Here is a 15,327-nt window from a genome sequence, read left to right as displayed (position 1 = left end):
CAGTGAGATAAAAAAGCAACCAATTTCTTTTTTTGCATCTAAAAGTGGTACGACATTAAATTGTCAATATTTTTAACTTAAAATCAATCAATGAAAAAATTAATCGCAATCGTATTTTTATTAGTTACTGCCATAACATTTGCACAAAATGATGATGTGCCTGTAAAGAAACATGAATTGAAGGTTAATGCCTTGAACATCATTGCTTTCAAAGCAGTTGATTTTTCGTATGAGTATTTAATCGATTCTGAATCTTCTTTTGGTGCTTCATTATTAATTAATTTACAAGATTCTGATACTTATGAGGATGGACCTATTTATGAAGAAAAATTTGCCTTCACCCCGTTTTATCGAAGGTTTTTTGCTAGTAAATATGCTTGGGGATTCTTTTTAGAAGCTTTTGGTATGTATAATGTTCAGGACGATTACGATGGAAGATATTATGATTATATTACAGATCCTTATACAGAGCAAGCATCTGTTGATGAAACTTCTCATAATGTTGCCGTAGGAATCTCTGTTGGAGGTAAGTTTGTAAGCAGTAAAGGTTTTGTTTTTGAAATTTATGGAGGAATAGGTAGAAATATCTATCAATCAAATAAAGATTTTGCAACGGAATTAGTACCTAGGGTAGGGGCTTCATTAGGATATAGATGGTAGAAATGATTAATGAGTAACGATTGGTGATTCACTATTTTTGAATTTAAAAGTGAATAGCAGCATTAATTGATAACAATTGTACCTTTGAAGATAAGGAGCGTAGCCCATTAGGGGGCACGCATGGTAAAATGATTACTAACGATTCCAATTTTTTAAGTTAGAATTGTTGGTTTTGAAATAGAACTCTCAACTTATTTTATGAAGAAATTATTAATAATCTCACTTTTTTCATTGACATTAATTTCTTTTGCTCAAGAGGATAGTGATTCTATCAGGCGAAATGAATTAAAAGTTAATGTTTTTAATCTCATTGGGTTAAAGGTGATCGATTTTTCCTATGAACACTTGTTAGATGAACAATCTTCAGTTGGAGTATCTTTTTTCTTCAATTTAAAAGATAATGAATTGTCTGATTTTGAAGATGTATTTGAATTGTATTACAACGAAAAATTAGCCGTTACACCCTATTATCGCTACAATTTTTTAAATAGATATACCAGGGCCTTTTTTATTGAGGGCTTTGGAATGTATAATGTTCAAGAAAACTTTAATAATTCAGGTTATGAAAATGAATATGACCCTGTTGTTGAAGATTACGAAGCTACTTCGAATAATTTTGCAATAGGTGTTTCGGTTGGTGGAAAGTTTGTCAGTGGCAAAGGCTTTGTATTTGAAATCTATGGAGGATTTGGAAGGAATCTTTATACTTCAAATGATAATATAGCTACAGATTTTGTCCGTAGAGTTGGAGCTTCTATTGGTTTTAGATTTTAAACTTTTGAAATTGTAAAGGCTTTCAAAACTGTATAATAATAACTTAAAATGAAAGCCTCTATTTATAATTTAAACCATTGCTCCATTGGCTCCTATTACTTGACCTGATATCCATTTGGATTCATCACTTGCTAAAAACAAAACAACGTTGGCAATATCAATTGGTTGTGCTAATCTATTAAATGCATTCATTGCACTTAGTTTTTCAATAAATTCGGGCGTTTTTCCTTCTAAAAACAAGTTGGTTTCTGTTGGGCCTGGGGCAAGGGCATTTACAGAAATACCTCTACCTATTTCTTTTGAAAACACACGTGTCATTTGCTCAACGGCAGCCTTAGAAGCTGAGTAAAGAGCATAGGTAGGAAACATTAATTTCACAGTACTTGACGATAAATTGATAATTTTTCCATGATTTGCCAGTTTGCTATCTGCTTCTTGCAAGGTGTTAAAAACCCCTCTTACATTTACATCAAATAGTCTACTAAAATCTTCTTGGGTATTGTCTTTTAATTTTTTAGAAAACATGATACCAGCATTATTTATAAGGACATCAACTTTGCCATATGTTTCAATGGTTTTATCAAATAAATGAATAACTTCATCTTTTTGGCTGACATCTGCTTTTATAGAAATAGCATTGCCTCCCTTTTTTAAAATGCTTTCTACTGTTGTTTGTGCTTCAGCTTCACTATTCGAATGATTTACAACTACTTTTGCTCCATTTTTAGCTAAAAGTAAGGCAATTTCTTTACCTATACCCTTAGAAGAACCCGTTACAATAATTACTTTTTTCTCTAATTTCATAATTTTATTTTAGGCAACTTATTTATCGATTTCAGTTTGTAAATTGATAACAAAGCTAGAAAAATTGCTATAATTACAAGTACTATTTTTGGTTCTGGTCTAGCAAAAAATTCAAGACCTAATGCTGTTACCATGGTTACTAATAAAAATGTATAAGCTATTTTACCAATTGTTTCGTTTTTATTGAATATAAAAATAAGTACAAGTAGGGCTAAGCTTAATTCTGAGATTCCTGTAAAGATTCTGAAGAAATCTGCATCTAAGTGAATGACTTTTTCAAATTGAATAAAGCCAGCAGTACTTTGAGGTTTAGCCAATAATTTAGGAATTGCAAAAAAGGTCATCACCGCTATGGTAATAATATTGATTATTTGATCTATAATTTTCTTCATTTAATTTTGTTTTAAGAATGTGATTAAATCATTCGGCTCAGCTCTGTTTCTATAGTCAGCATCTAAAAACGCATATTTAATAACTTTATCTTGCCCAATAATATAAGTAGCAGCGAGTGGTAGTTCAGCCTTGTCATTGCCATTATATTTACTCAATTCAAAACTATTTTCATAAATTTCTGCAACGTCATCAGTTAATTTATAAACTACCTTATATTGACGAGCAACCTCATTATCAATATCGCTTAAAACTTCAAATTGTAATTCGTTTTTTTCTTTCGTGGTAATTGAATGGTCTGGAACCTCAGGAGTTAATGCCAATAAATTAGCACCATATTTCTTAAATTCTGAAAGAGATTCTTGCATGTAATGTAGTGCCATGTTACAATAGGGACACCATCCACCACGATACCACATTAATAAGACGGGGCCATTTTTAAGTTCATCAAATAAAGTTATGTTTTTACCAGATGCATTTGTAAGGGTAAAGTTAATAGCAGTATCTCCAACTTGCAAAGCGTTGCTTACAATATGTCTCTTTGCTACAGATTTTATTCCTGCCGCGTATTTTGTTTTTTTCTCATTGGAAGCAGATGCTTCAAAACTCGCTTTTCGATCGTTTAATTCTTTTTCTAAAGGTCTTTCTATACTATCTTGTTTCATGATATTTTTTTGTTTTTTTGCACCATCAACTATAAATGGTAAAGTAAAATAGTTAGCACGGTTAAGTTGTTTTAAAGTTGTGCTCTATTTACGATTTAGGAAATAATATGGAGCTATTATTTTAGTGCAATTAATTTTTTAGTTATCAATGCTAAATCCGACTCGTTAATTTCAGGAGTTGGAGCTAATGGATATAATTGTGCCCCAGGCCTGCTGATAAAGGCTGCTCTCCAATTTGCCCAAAGAGCACCTGCAATATCCCAACCATGAGCCGCAACTAATAAGCATTCATTGGATGCAATACCCATTTTTCTGGCTGCCCAATCGTAAGTATCGGCATGCGGTTTAAATTTACCAATATCTTCAACACTTAATCTGTCGTCAAAAAAGTCAAGTAATCCTGCATTTTTAAATTGTGTTTCAACACCCTTGTTTGATGAGTTTGTAAATGATACCAATTTATATCCGGCATTTTTTAATTCCGTAAGTGCTTTTTTTACTTCAGGATGTGCAGGCAACGATCGTATCGGACCTAAAATAGCTTCTTTAGCTTCTGTTTCAGAAATAGATATATTATTGTTTGATGCTACCATCTGCAAAGCTGCAGCCCCAATTACTCCAAAGTCTTTGTATTGCCTTCCTACAGTAGAAACTAATGAGTATTGCAACATGGTTGTAAACCATAAGGGTAATAAATCACTTCTATTTCCAAGTGCTTTTCCAACACTATTTTTCATCGCAGTTAAGTCAAGTAAGGTCTCGTTTACATCGAAAAAAAGTACTTTAGGTCTAATTATAAAGTTATTGTCAATTTCACGGTTAAGGTTATTTTTGGCAAAACCAAATTGAGGTATGGCAGCACCAGCTAATCCTACTAATGCTGTTTTTTTGATAAAATTTCTTCTGTTATTTTCCATTTTTTTTAATTTTTATAAACATTCTATTGCGTATGTTTTAGATGCAAAGAATTAGGGTTTTAATTGTTTTAAATATAAAGAGAGTCCCATGATGTAATCGTCAAGAATCAAATCGTCAACGTAAAGTTTTCTCAGCCCTCTAATGCCTTCAAAAGCACTTATTAAATAAACAGCAACTGCTTTACTAGAAACACTCTTGTTAATTGAATTTTCTATTTTTCCTCTTTCTATTAATGCTATAAGAGCGTTTTTCCAATTTTCAACAATACTTTTTAGTGCATTTTGATAGGCCAATTCATAATCTCCAATTTCATTAATAAAATTATTCATCGGACATCCATGTTTTTTATCATAAAAAGGAAATGACTTTATTCTATTTAGAAAAGTAGATTCTATTATTTTAAACGCATCACCAGATTCGCCTAAAGGGGAAATCATACCATCATAAACTCTTTTTTGTATTTTCAAGTCAATAACTTCTAGTCCTAATTCTTTTTTGTTTTTATAATGATGATAAAATGCACCTTTTGAAAGTGTTGTGGCTTTCATTATTTTTTCAATACTGGTCGTTTTAAACCCCTTTTCGTAAAATAGGTTAAAAGCATTATCTATTATTAATTGTTTAGTCAGCTCTGACTTTAAATCTTGTTGCATGATGCAAATGTACATTAAAACATACCTATACGAATGTTTTTAACCATTATTTAACTTTGTATAACTCTTATAATCACGATAATTAATACATGTATAGTTTAATTGCCTTAAGAACAGGTTGTTAAAAAAAATGGATCTCTACTCTATTTCATTGATATCTCATCTATAAATACCCATGCATCTCCTTTGCGGATATGCCATTCAGGTAATTTCCCTCTGTTTTTCGCAGTAATTTTAACAAAAGAAACATTGTGTGCAGTAAATTTGGCTTCTATTCTTTTTATAATTGGAGCTCTGGATTTAATGGATCTCAATGCTTGGTTAAAAACAGTTTCATAAGTAGTGCCATCTTCCGAAACAGCTATTGTTACCTCAGTTGGTAACATTACAGACGTAGCGTCAATATGTTGAAAAAAGTTCAAACCAATATAGGATAGCTTATTCGATTCGCCTAAATCGATGGTTACTTCGAAATCTTTTTTAGGAAGTCCCTGCCAATTAGGGTCATCACCACGTGCATTCGCAAATTTATTGTTAAATAAAGCCTGATCTCCACCACCGTTATAACTTTCACTATATGGGTTGGTGTAGGTAACTTTACATTTTTCACTGAAACCAGTCGAGAACATTTTTTTCAATGGAAATCCAATAGGTTCATCTTTTCGAAACGCTTGTGCATACAATTCAATAGGAGTAGAAAAACGAATTGGTTTTGAATAGGTTTCTGCACTTGTTGTTGGAGCAATTCCATCTAAAGTATATTTCAAATCATAGATTTCCAATTCATTTTTTAATTCTAAGACAAATTCCTTACTGGTTTTGTCATAAGTAACTTTATATTCTGGTGACACGGCACTGCCTGCAAAATTATATTTTAATGCAGTGAGCCTATCAAAATGAATATCTATTCTCTTAATGAAATCTTGTTCATTTTTTTGACTCGGACTCGTCCAAAGAGCTTCTGATAATGCAGCTATTCTTGGTAACATCATATATTCAATATGACTTAAAGTTTTAATTTGTTCAGTCCAAAGATTGGCTTGTGCACCAAGTATATGATGCTTTTTATCTGCTGTAATATCATCAGGTATAGGATAGAAATTATAAACACTAAGAAGATTATTATAACCGCCCCACGAAGGTGGCTCATATTCACTTTTACCTTGGTTATGGTCAAAATACAACGGAAAACCTGGTGACATAACTACATCATGACCTGCATTGGCAGCTTCAATACCGCCTTCAAATCCTCTCCAAGACATTACAGTTGCTCTTTCTGGTAAGCCACCTTCTAGAATTTCATCCCATCCAATTAGTTTTTTGCCTTGAGTATATATAAATTTTTCCATACGTGTTACAAAATAGCTTTGTAATTCTTCACCATCCTGTAGGTCTTCATCGTTCATTCTTTTTTTACATTTTTCGCACCTCAACCAAGAGTCTTTACCAACTTCATCACCACCAATATGCACATATTCGTAAGGAAAAAGTGGTACAACCTCGCTGATTATGTTTTGTAAAAACTCAAATGATTGATCATTTCCGGCACAATAAACGCCTGATATTCCAAGACCATCACAACTCAATTCAGGGTAACACTGTAATGCAGCTTCAGAATGCCCAGGCATTTCAATTTCTGGAATTACATCAATATAACGTTCGGCAGCATAGGCAACTATTTCTTTTATATCGTCTTTTGTATAGAAGCCTCCATAGACTTCACCTTGGCTATCCTTATAGGTAGTCTCAAAATTTTCCCAAGGTGTACTATTTTCTTTTACTTTTCTCCATGCTCCTTTTTTGGTTAATTCTGGATATTTATCAATCTGAATTCTCCAACCGATACCATCAACAAGATGCCAATGAAACTTGTTCATTTTATGCATTGCCAAAATATCAATTACTTTTTTAACGGAATCTTTTGTTAAGAAATGACGAGACACATCCAACATCATACCTCTCCAGCCAAATTCTGGAGCATCTTTAATGTTTACAAAATTTAGTGAAGGCTTTGTTATCAATGTTTTCGGTGTAAGCATCTGTTTTAAGGTTTGAAGACCATAAAACAAACCTTGGTAAGAGTTTCCTGTTATTACAATACCAGTTTTGGTTATATCTAATTGGTATCCTTCTTTTTCGGTTTCTTTTTTAGTAACCAATAATTGGATAGCATTTAATTGTGGTTCTGTTTTGGTTTTAAGATTTAGATCAAAGTTTTTAGCTAAAAAGGCATTCAGTTTTGAAGCAATTAATAGACTCTGTTTCGAGTTCTCTATTACTATTGTCGTTTTTTCTGCGATTGTAAAAGTCCCATCTTGGTAGTTTACTTCGTTCGGTTGTGGAATTATTCCTGTTTTTTTGATAGGTTGCGTTTTACATGAAATTACTATGAGTAACATGCAGAATATAAGTCGGTTGAGAAGTTTCATAGATTTGGAATTCAATTTTTTATTTTAATTTACTGCCAATTGTAAAATATATTATTGTTTCAATGAAGTTGAAATGTAAAACTACAAATACCCAAACAACTATTTCAATTCCATTAAACTTACTTTTAGAAAGATCTACATAGAGTCATATTTAAAAGTAATAGTTACTTTCCATATTTCTCATACAATTCTTTATAATTATTCATTGTATCAACATCCACAGTAATTCCGTTAGTATCAACTAAAAGTACATTATCCATGTTTTTCTTGATTACTGCCTTTGCTCCTTTATCCTTATTTAGCAAGGATAATTGATTAACATATTTTCGATTAAAAAGAGCGGGAACACCAATCGTTGTATCTTGCTTAGTAGCTATTATTTTAGTGCCGTTTTCTGTAAATTTATCAATCATTTTGTTGTAATGACTTGCCATTAATAGCGGCTGATCTGCCAAAGTAATTAAAATACCGTCAAACTGAGTAGGGGAGTTGATTATAAAATTCATAGCACATGCAATGGATTTCCCCAGACCTAACTCCCAACTCTCATTGTCTATAATTTCAATATTAAAATCTTTTATTTCAGGCCGTATAACGTTACTATTAGCTCCTAAAACGACATAAACGGTATCAATATTTGCTAATAAACCTTGTTGAATAGCATTGCCTAGTAAGGTCGTTTTTTTCCATGGTAATAGTTGCTTTATGGATTTCATGCGAGATGAAGCTCCGGCAGCCAAAATAACCATGGCTATTTTTTGTGGTTTTACAATTGATTTCACTTTCTAAGATAGGTAATTATCAGTATGAATTTCTTGCTGTACATTTTTAAGTGAAGTTGGATTTGTACCCCGAGTTACAGCAAGTATTTCAGCACAAATAGATAAAGCAATTTCTTGTGGCGTTATCGCTCCTATATTTAATCCTGCTGGACTGTGAATTTTTTCGATAAATTTATCGTCAACAAGAGGATTGTGTTCCATATAGTCGTTAAGTAAAGTTTCTCTTCGTTTTACAGAACCCAATACACCAATATAATCGGGTATTATTTCTTTCATTGCTATTAAATATTGAAAATCTTTAGCGTAATTGTGAGTCATTAAAACAATCGCAGTTTGCTCTTTAATGATAGAGTTGTCAAATAACTCAGGAGCTACATGAAGCATTTTGTGAGCACCAGGAAAATCTTCAATGGATTTTGAGTTCATAGGGGAAGTGATAATAATAACCTCCCAACCTAATGAAGAAGCAAAAACACAAAGCTCAACGGCATCATGTTCCGCACCAATAATGACCAATCTAAAACATGGTTTCAAGGTTTGTTCAAAAAGATGGTTGGAGGGATTTATACTTTTTTTTACAGATTGGTTAAAAGTAAACTCAAATGAATTGTCAAATAAAATAGTAGAACCGTAACTTTTATCAGCATCAATCTTTTTTGAGTAACGGCTATTTATAGTAAAACTTAGGTGCTGATCTAAACTAGAATTAAATGCATCAATAAAACTAGGTTCGGGATTAAATAGTTCTAATAAAATATACAAAGTACCTTCACAACCTAGACGATAACGACCGTCATAAGCCATTACTTTAGAAATTCCTGTTTTAAAAATCGAAATAGATTGTTTTAATATTTCCTTTTCTACACAACCACCGCTAACAGCACCAATCATAGTACCATTTTCGATAATTAGCATACGTACACCTGGCTTTCTGTATGAAGAGCCTTCCAACGCCACAACAGTGGCAATAACACATTGCAATCGGTTTTCTTTTGCTTTTTGAAAGCCTTGTATAATTTTTTTAAATTCGTGAGTCATAAACTTGTGTAAGGCTTAACCAAAAATCTTTTCACTAGCATTAATAAAAGGCTGTTTCGTAATACGAATACCAGTTGCTGCTTTAATAGCATTTGCTACAGCTGCACTTGCTGGTGGTAAAGCGGGTTCGCCAAGACCGGTTGGAGCTATTTCATTTTTAATAAAATGAACTTCAACTTTCGGTGTTTCTTTCATTCTTACCAAACGATAGTTATGAAAGTTTGTAGACTGCGGTACACCATCTTTAAATTCTAAATTACCATACATGGCGTGGCCAATACCATCAAGTACACCACCTTCAACTTGGTTTCTTGCCCCTAAAGGGTTTACAACAATACCACAATCTAATACACAAGTAACTTTTTTTACCACAGGTACGCCTGCTTCCATTACCACATCAGCCACTTCGGCAACATGTGTATTATGGCAATAATAGGCCGAAAATCCTTGATATGTGTTTTTGTCTACTTTTCCCCAATTTGATTTTTCTACAGCCTCGTTTATTACAGCTTCTAAACGTTCTGGAGAATATTGAATGCGTTCGTCTGTTGTACCCTTTACATTTTGTAGTAAATCTAAACGCAATTGGATTTTATCGACATCCATTGTTTCTGCCAATTCATCAAAGAAGCTTTGTTCTGCAAAGGCTAAGAAATTGGTATAAGGTGCTCTCCATGCTCCTGTAGTAATATTACTTTTATAATTTGCAATATCTACTTGGTAGTTTTCAATTGCACCTGCAGGGAAAAAGTTAGAAATTAATCCGTACATATTACTATTTATAGCCGCTTCTTTTAAATGATATCCAGTAACTTTACTATCTTTTATGGCAGCACTTATTTTGTACTTAATGGCAGGTTTATAAATACCATCAGCCATATCATCTTCTCTTGAAAAAAGTACTTGTATTGGTTTTTTTGCAATATTTGATATTAAAGCCGCTTCTATGGCAAAATCACCATATAATCTTCTTCCAAATCCACCACCCATTCGCGTCATTTCTAAAGAAATATCTTTAATGTCTCTTTCTAATTCTTTTGCAATTCTATTGGCAGTACCTGCTGGAGTTTGAATGGGACCTACTAATTCCACTTTTTTATCTGTGACATCAGCGAAAAAGTTCATAGGTTCTAAACAGTTATGAGGGAGGAATGGTGATTCATAAGTACGTTCCAAAACAGAATCAGCTTCCTTAAAAGCCTTGCTAATATCACCATCTTTTCGGAGGGTTTCAAATTTATTTCCAGCTAATAAATCAAACAATATTTTGTCATGATCTTCGGTACTTTCTAACGTTGTATCTTCTTTCCAAATAGCTTTTAAACTTTTTTTGGCTTGCATGGCAATCCATGTACTAGTTGCTAAAACAGCTATTTTATCCCCAAATTGAAAAACATCAACTACACCTTCTTTGGATTTAGCTTCAGCATCATCAAAAGAAACTAATTTTTGGCCAAATGCTGGTGGTCTCATTACAGAGGCATATAACATTCCTTCTCGTTTAAAATCGATTCCAAATAAGGGTTTACCAGTTATAATTTCATCAACGTCAACATTTTGAACATCTTGACCGATGATTTTAAAATCTTTTGGGTCTTTTAATTTAACATCTTTGGGGACTTCTAATTTTGCAGCATCGAGCACTACTTCACCATATCCTAATTTTTCGCCTTTTTTGTTAGAAATAATCCCGTTTTCAACACTACATTCCTTTGCGTCTATTCCCCATTTTGCAGCCGCCGCATTGACTAACATTTGCTTAGTGGTTGCTCCAGTTTGCCGCAATGGTTCCCAACCATGTCTAATAGATTGACTTCCACCTGCTACTTGTCTTTGAAATACATCCATATCTAATCCGCCTTGAACTACATGTACGTTGTCCCAAGAAACATCTAGTTCCTCAGCAATTAACATTGGCATTGACGTTTTTACACCTTGTCCAATTTCAGGATTGGGTGCAAAAATGGTAACCATTCCATTGTCTGCTATTTTAATGAATCCATTGAAGTCATTAAAATTAAGTTTAGATATATCAATTGCGGGTTTCACCTTAGGTTTACAAGCATTAAATAAATTAAACCCAATAATCATTCCTCCTCCAGCAAGAGCTGATGTTCGTAAAAACGATCTTCTATCTATATTTTTCTTTTGTGATTTCATCTATCTAGGGTTTAACTATTAGCAGTGGCTGCTTTAGCAACAGCTTTTTCAATACGATTATAAGAAGCACATCTACAAATATTACCGTGCATGGCATCTCTAATTTCATCGCTATTGGGCGTAGGATTTTTCTCTAAAAAAGCAGTGGCTGTCATAATTTGTCCCGCTTGGCAGTAACCACATTGTGGTACATCAATTTCTTTCCAAGCCAATTGAACAGGATGATCGCCAGCTTCAGAAATACCTTCAATAGTAGTTATGGATTTATCAGCAACTGATGAAATAGGTAAAGAACAACTTCTAACAGGTTCACCATTTAGATGGATGGTACAGGCACCACATTGGCCGATACCACATCCATATTTTGTACCTAATAGGTTAAGATGGTCTCGTAACACCCATAAAATGGGAGTATCTTCACTAACCTCTATGTCGTAAGATTTATTATTTACTTGTAGTTTGTATTTTGCCATTTGAAGATTATTTAATTAGAATAAACCAATTACTTATGATAAGTTATAGAATTCTAGCAAGTTAATAAAAAAATAAATGCGGTTTGATGATTTTAACAATCTGTGATAGTATATTATGAACAAAAAAAACGCAATAAGAAATACTTATTGCGTTTTAAAATAGAATTGTTTAATCTATTTAGTTCATTTTTTGCAACCAATGTTTAACGTCGACTTCTTTTTTGATAATTTCTCGTAAATCATCAATTTTCACACGTTTTTGTTCCATTGTATCTCTATGTCGAATGGTTACTGTATTATTTTCAAGGGTCTCATGATCAACGGTAATACAAAAAGGTGTTCCGTTAGCATCTTGACGTCTATAACGCTTACCAACGGCATCTTTTTCGTCATAAAACACGTTAAAATCCCATTTTAAATCTTCAACAATTTGTTTCGCTACTTCTGGCAGGCCATCTCTTTTAAGTAATGGTAAAATAGCTGCTTTTGTAGGTGCCAATACTGCTGGTAACTTTAAAACGGTTCTTGTGGTATTGTTATCTAATTCTTCTTCGACTAAAGAATTTGAAAATACTGCTAAAAACATTCTATCTAAGCCTATAGACGTTTCTAAAACGTAAGGTGTGTAACTTGCATTTTCTTCATGATCAAAATATTGAAGTTTTTTACCAGAAAATTCCTCATGTTGTTTTAAATCAAAATCTGTACGCGAGTGTATTCCTTCTAATTCTTTAAATCCGAAAGGGAATTTAAACTCTATATCTGTTGCAGCATCTGCATAATGTGCTAATTTTTCATGATCGTGAAAACGATAATTTTCTTCGCCCATACCTAATGATAGATGCCATTTTAAACGGGCTTCTTTCCAATGTTTAAACCATTCTTTTTGAGTTCCTGGTTTAATAAAGAATTGCATTTCCATTTGTTCAAACTCACGCATTCTAAATATGAATTGACGTGCAACAATTTCATTTCTAAAGGCTTTACCTGTTTGAGCTATCCCAAAAGGAATTTTCATTCGTCCTGTTTTTTGGACATTTAAAAAATTGACAAAAATACCTTGAGCGGTTTCTGGACGTAAATATAAATCCATTGCAGAATCGGCAGAAGCTCCTAGCTTGGTTCCAAACATTAGGTTAAACTGTTTAACTTCAGTCCAATTTCGAGAGCCAGATAAAGGATCTGCAATTTCTAATTCTTCAATTAGAGCTTTGACGTCTACAAGGTCTTCTTTTTCTAAAGATTTCCCCATCCTAGTTAAGATACTATTAATTTTTTCTTGATAACCTACAACACGAGGATTGGTACTGACAAACTCTTCTTTGTTAAATGAATCTCCAAAACGTTTTTCAGCTTTGGCTACTTCTTTATTTATTTTGCCTTCTATTTTAGCACAATAATCTTCTATCAAAACATCAGCTCTGTAACGTTTTTTAGAATCTTTGTTATCTATTAATGGATCATTAAAAGCATCAACGTGACCCGACGCTTTCCATGTAGTAGGATGCATAAAGATAGAAGCATCTAAACCTACAATGTTATCATTTAATTGCACCATGGCTTTCCACCAATAGTCGCGTATATTTTTTTTAAGTTCAACTCCGTTCTGAGCATAATCGTAAACGGCACTTAAGCCATCGTAAATCTCACTACTTTGAAATACATAACCGTATTCTTTAGCATGAGAGATAACTTTTTTAAATTGATCTTCTGGTTTTATCATGTTGCAAAAATAGAAAATTATACATGAATTGATTTAAACTTTTTGTGTTTAAACTAAAAATAATATTTTTTTTTTCAATGGAAAGCTTTTTTGAGGTGGACAGTAGAATTTCAAGAAGGAATATAGACGAAAATGAAGTTTTATAATATCGTTTAGTCAAAGAGATAAAGTTTAAAAAACTAGTTCATGCTCTAAAATAAAAAAGTGCAACTAGTTTACCTAGTTACACTTTAATTTTTTATGTTAGAATTTAAAATCTTACAAACCTAAAAAGGCATCTTTTAATTCTAATTTAGCAGCACCTACAATGTTGCCTTCTACATATACTTTTACAGTATAATTACCTTTTACAAATTTTTGAGGAATCTTTTCTACAAACATTACTACATCTTTATCAAGATTTTTATAATCAACAACATCAGTGTCAGTATATGGCATTTCCTTACCATCATTGGCGGTAAAAGTTCCTTTTTCGCTTAAAACTTTACCACTTGGGTTTTGAATAACAATATATGCCGTTTTATCTCCAGGTGTAGCAATTTCGTTTCCTTCAATTCTAAAAGTTACACGAATAGCTTCTGCCTTTTGAGCTTTAGTAGTTTCTGCATACTTACCATTACCTCTTAATCTCATAGCCATTGCAGCTACAGAGTTAACTCTTAATGCACCACCAATTTTTACTTTTTCAGATAAATTTACGTTTTGAGCCATCAAAGTGTCATTTGCATTGGTTTGCTCTATTAGCTTACCTGTTATGCTATCTCTTTGAATGGTTAAATCATTATTTACTAAAAATAATGAATCTGCAACACTCATTAATCTTTCGTTCGTTTTTTCTAAATCTGAAATTTTCCCTCGGTAACGTCTAATTAATGACCAGTTAGTACTTTTTAGATTTTGAACAGAATCTTTAAAAGCGATAATTCTATCTCTTTCAATAGTTAATTCTTCAGACATTGAATTGTTTTGAGCAATAGCAGTGTCGTATTTTTCTTCCATAGCAGTTAAGTTACCTAAGATTTGTTCTTTTTCTTGATTCAAGAATTCTTCAGAGGCTTTAAACTTAGAAGTAGTACGCATAGTGTAAACACCTAACCCGACAAGCAAAGCTAATAATATACCTATTATAATTTTTTTGTTTGAAGATGATTTTTGTTCTTCCATAGTGAAAATAATTAAAGTTTTAATTTAGAGTTTGTTAAATACTTATGTAAGCAAAACGTAAATTTAGAAAAATATTGTATTCAGCGTTATCTTTTTTTGCATTTGTATATAAAGGCAGGAGGTATATTTCTTATTTCAAATTCTAAATCAACATTGCTATATATTTTTTTAAATTTCTTATAATAGGTTAAGCTATATTGATATTGTAAGAAGCAGCCATCATCTTTTAGTTGAGCATAACTTTCGTCAAGAATTTTCTTTGTAACGTTGTCAGGAATGTTAGTGAGTGGTAAGCTAGAAACGAAATAATCAATATTTGAAATGTTTAATTTTTCGCAAACCGATTTTATATTTTCACATGACTCGTTTAAAACAGTTAATCTGGAATCTTTAAATGTTTTTAAATGTTCATAGAATTTTTCATTAATTTCAAAAGAGATCAATTTACTGTCTTTATTTAATTTTTTAAGAAGTTCTTTTGTGAAATTACCATTACCTGATCCATATTCAACAATCACATTTGTTTTTGTGAAATCAACTTCTTTTAGCATTTTATTTATTAAATATTTTGAACTAGGAGCCACAGTACCAGAAACTTTAATATTTTTAATGGCTTCTTTTATAAATGCTTTTTTTGTTTTCAATATCGTATCTTTAGTGAAATATCAGTTAAATTCACGGAATAATTGTCAAA

General features: G+C 32.3%; 15 protein-coding genes. 2 read left to right on the top strand and 13 right to left on the bottom strand.

Translation table 11 applies throughout. The features are described from left to right. Positions 1 to 90: 90 nt before the first annotated feature. Positions 91 to 660 (top strand): DUF3575 domain-containing protein, encoded by a 570-nt coding sequence (locus tag FF125_RS14840; protein ID WP_138950501.1) that lies wholly within the window; start codon positions 91 to 93, stop codon positions 658 to 660. A gap of 198 nt (positions 661 to 858) precedes the next feature. Continuing rightward, positions 859 to 1,434, top strand: coding sequence for a DUF3575 domain-containing protein (locus FF125_RS14835; RefSeq protein ID WP_138950500.1), 576 nt, complete (start codon positions 859 to 861; stop codon positions 1,432 to 1,434). A gap of 69 nt (positions 1,435 to 1,503) precedes the next feature. Here FF125_RS14835 and FF125_RS14830 read toward each other — a convergent pair whose 3' ends face one another. The 13 genes from FF125_RS14830 to FF125_RS14770 all read right to left on the bottom strand — a co-directional run bounded on the left by FF125_RS14830 (position 1,504) and on the right by FF125_RS14770 (position 15,277). After that, positions 1,504 to 2,238, bottom strand: coding sequence for an SDR family oxidoreductase (locus tag FF125_RS14830; RefSeq protein ID WP_138950499.1), 735 nt, complete (start codon positions 2,236 to 2,238; stop codon positions 1,504 to 1,506). Continuing rightward, positions 2,235 to 2,630, bottom strand: coding sequence for a hypothetical protein (locus FF125_RS14825; protein ID WP_138950498.1), 396 nt, complete (start codon positions 2,628 to 2,630; stop codon positions 2,235 to 2,237). Before FF125_RS14825 ends, FF125_RS14830 begins: the two co-directional genes overlap by 4 nt. Beyond that, a complete protein-coding gene (locus tag FF125_RS14820) occupies positions 2,631 to 3,293 on the bottom strand; it encodes a peroxiredoxin-like family protein (RefSeq protein ID WP_138950497.1) in 663 nt (220 codons plus the stop codon). Between the two features lie 116 nt (positions 3,294 to 3,409). Beyond that, positions 3,410 to 4,210, bottom strand: a complete 801-nt coding sequence (locus FF125_RS14815) for a haloacid dehalogenase type II (RefSeq protein WP_138950496.1) — start codon at positions 4,208 to 4,210, stop codon at positions 3,410 to 3,412. Positions 4,211 to 4,261: 51 nt separating this feature from the next. After that, entirely contained in the window at positions 4,262 to 4,864 is a 603-nt protein-coding gene (locus FF125_RS14810; RefSeq protein ID WP_138950495.1) for a TetR/AcrR family transcriptional regulator, read from the bottom strand. A gap of 143 nt (positions 4,865 to 5,007) precedes the next feature. Continuing rightward, on the bottom strand, positions 5,008 to 7,263 hold the full coding sequence (locus FF125_RS14805) for a glycoside hydrolase family 20 protein (protein ID WP_175418935.1): 2,256 nt from the start codon (positions 7,261 to 7,263) through the stop codon (positions 5,008 to 5,010). A gap of 194 nt (positions 7,264 to 7,457) precedes the next feature. Then, positions 7,458 to 8,075: a nucleotidyltransferase family protein gene (locus FF125_RS14800; protein WP_138950493.1), complete on the bottom strand. Its 618-nt coding sequence runs from the start codon at positions 8,073 to 8,075 to the stop codon at positions 7,458 to 7,460. A gap of 3 nt (positions 8,076 to 8,078) precedes the next feature. Beyond that, a complete protein-coding gene (locus FF125_RS14795; RefSeq protein WP_138950492.1) occupies positions 8,079 to 9,113 on the bottom strand; it encodes an XdhC family protein in 1,035 nt (344 codons plus the stop codon). A 15-nt stretch (positions 9,114 to 9,128) separates the two neighbouring features. Next, the gene (locus tag FF125_RS14790) at positions 9,129 to 11,273 is read right to left on the bottom strand and encodes a xanthine dehydrogenase family protein molybdopterin-binding subunit (RefSeq protein WP_138950491.1); all 2,145 of its coding nucleotides are present in this window, start codon (positions 11,271 to 11,273) and stop codon (positions 9,129 to 9,131) included. An 11-nt stretch (positions 11,274 to 11,284) separates the two neighbouring features. Further along, positions 11,285 to 11,746, bottom strand: a complete 462-nt coding sequence (locus FF125_RS14785) for a (2Fe-2S)-binding protein (protein ID WP_138950490.1) — start codon at positions 11,744 to 11,746, stop codon at positions 11,285 to 11,287. A gap of 178 nt (positions 11,747 to 11,924) precedes the next feature. After that, the gene (locus FF125_RS14780; protein ID WP_138950489.1) at positions 11,925 to 13,469 is read right to left on the bottom strand and encodes a glycine--tRNA ligase; all 1,545 of its coding nucleotides are present in this window, start codon (positions 13,467 to 13,469) and stop codon (positions 11,925 to 11,927) included. Positions 13,470 to 13,727: 258 nt separating this feature from the next. Next, positions 13,728 to 14,633: a hypothetical protein gene (locus FF125_RS14775; RefSeq protein ID WP_117883559.1), complete on the bottom strand. Its 906-nt coding sequence runs from the start codon at positions 14,631 to 14,633 to the stop codon at positions 13,728 to 13,730. A gap of 86 nt (positions 14,634 to 14,719) precedes the next feature. Beyond that, positions 14,720 to 15,277, bottom strand: a complete 558-nt coding sequence (locus FF125_RS14770) for a class I SAM-dependent methyltransferase (protein WP_117883558.1) — start codon at positions 15,275 to 15,277, stop codon at positions 14,720 to 14,722. Positions 15,278 to 15,327 lie beyond the last annotated feature (50 nt).

The sequence above is a fragment of the Aureibaculum algae genome, from assembly GCF_006065315.1.
GTDB classification, from domain to species: domain Bacteria; phylum Bacteroidota; class Bacteroidia; order Flavobacteriales; family Flavobacteriaceae; genus Aureibaculum; species Aureibaculum algae.
This window is presented reverse-complemented; position numbering and strand designations above follow the sequence as displayed.

What these genes read in the sequence shown, in the direction of transcription:
- FF125_RS14840 (WP_138950501.1), top strand. Translation starts at nt 91, where the DNA reads ATGAAAAAATTAATCGCAATCGTATTTTTATTAGTTACTGCCATAACA.
- FF125_RS14835 (WP_138950500.1), top strand. Translation starts at nt 859, where the DNA reads ATGAAGAAATTATTAATAATCTCACTTTTTTCATTGACATTAATTTCT.
- FF125_RS14830 (WP_138950499.1), bottom strand. Translation starts at nt 2,238, where the DNA reads ATGAAATTAGAGAAAAAAGTAATTATTGTAACGGGTTCTTCTAAGGGT.
- FF125_RS14825 (WP_138950498.1), bottom strand. Translation starts at nt 2,630, where the DNA reads ATGAAGAAAATTATAGATCAAATAATCAATATTATTACCATAGCGGTG.
- FF125_RS14820 (WP_138950497.1), bottom strand. Translation starts at nt 3,293, where the DNA reads ATGAAACAAGATAGTATAGAAAGACCTTTAGAAAAAGAATTAAACGAT.
- FF125_RS14815 (WP_138950496.1), bottom strand. Translation starts at nt 4,210, where the DNA reads ATGGAAAATAACAGAAGAAATTTTATCAAAAAAACAGCATTAGTAGGA.
- FF125_RS14810 (WP_138950495.1), bottom strand. Translation starts at nt 4,864, where the DNA reads ATGCAACAAGATTTAAAGTCAGAGCTGACTAAACAATTAATAATAGAT.
- FF125_RS14805 (WP_175418935.1), bottom strand. Translation starts at nt 7,263, where the DNA reads ATGTTACTCATAGTAATTTCATGTAAAACGCAACCTATCAAAAAAACA.
- FF125_RS14795 (WP_138950492.1), bottom strand. Translation starts at nt 9,113, where the DNA reads ATGACTCACGAATTTAAAAAAATTATACAAGGCTTTCAAAAAGCAAAA.
- FF125_RS14790 (WP_138950491.1), bottom strand. Translation starts at nt 11,273, where the DNA reads ATGAAATCACAAAAGAAAAATATAGATAGAAGATCGTTTTTACGAACA.
- FF125_RS14785 (WP_138950490.1), bottom strand. Translation starts at nt 11,746, where the DNA reads ATGGCAAAATACAAACTACAAGTAAATAATAAATCTTACGACATAGAG.
- FF125_RS14780 (WP_138950489.1), bottom strand. Translation starts at nt 13,469, where the DNA reads ATGATAAAACCAGAAGATCAATTTAAAAAAGTTATCTCTCATGCTAAA.
- FF125_RS14775 (WP_117883559.1), bottom strand. Translation starts at nt 14,633, where the DNA reads ATGGAAGAACAAAAATCATCTTCAAACAAAAAAATTATAATAGGTATA.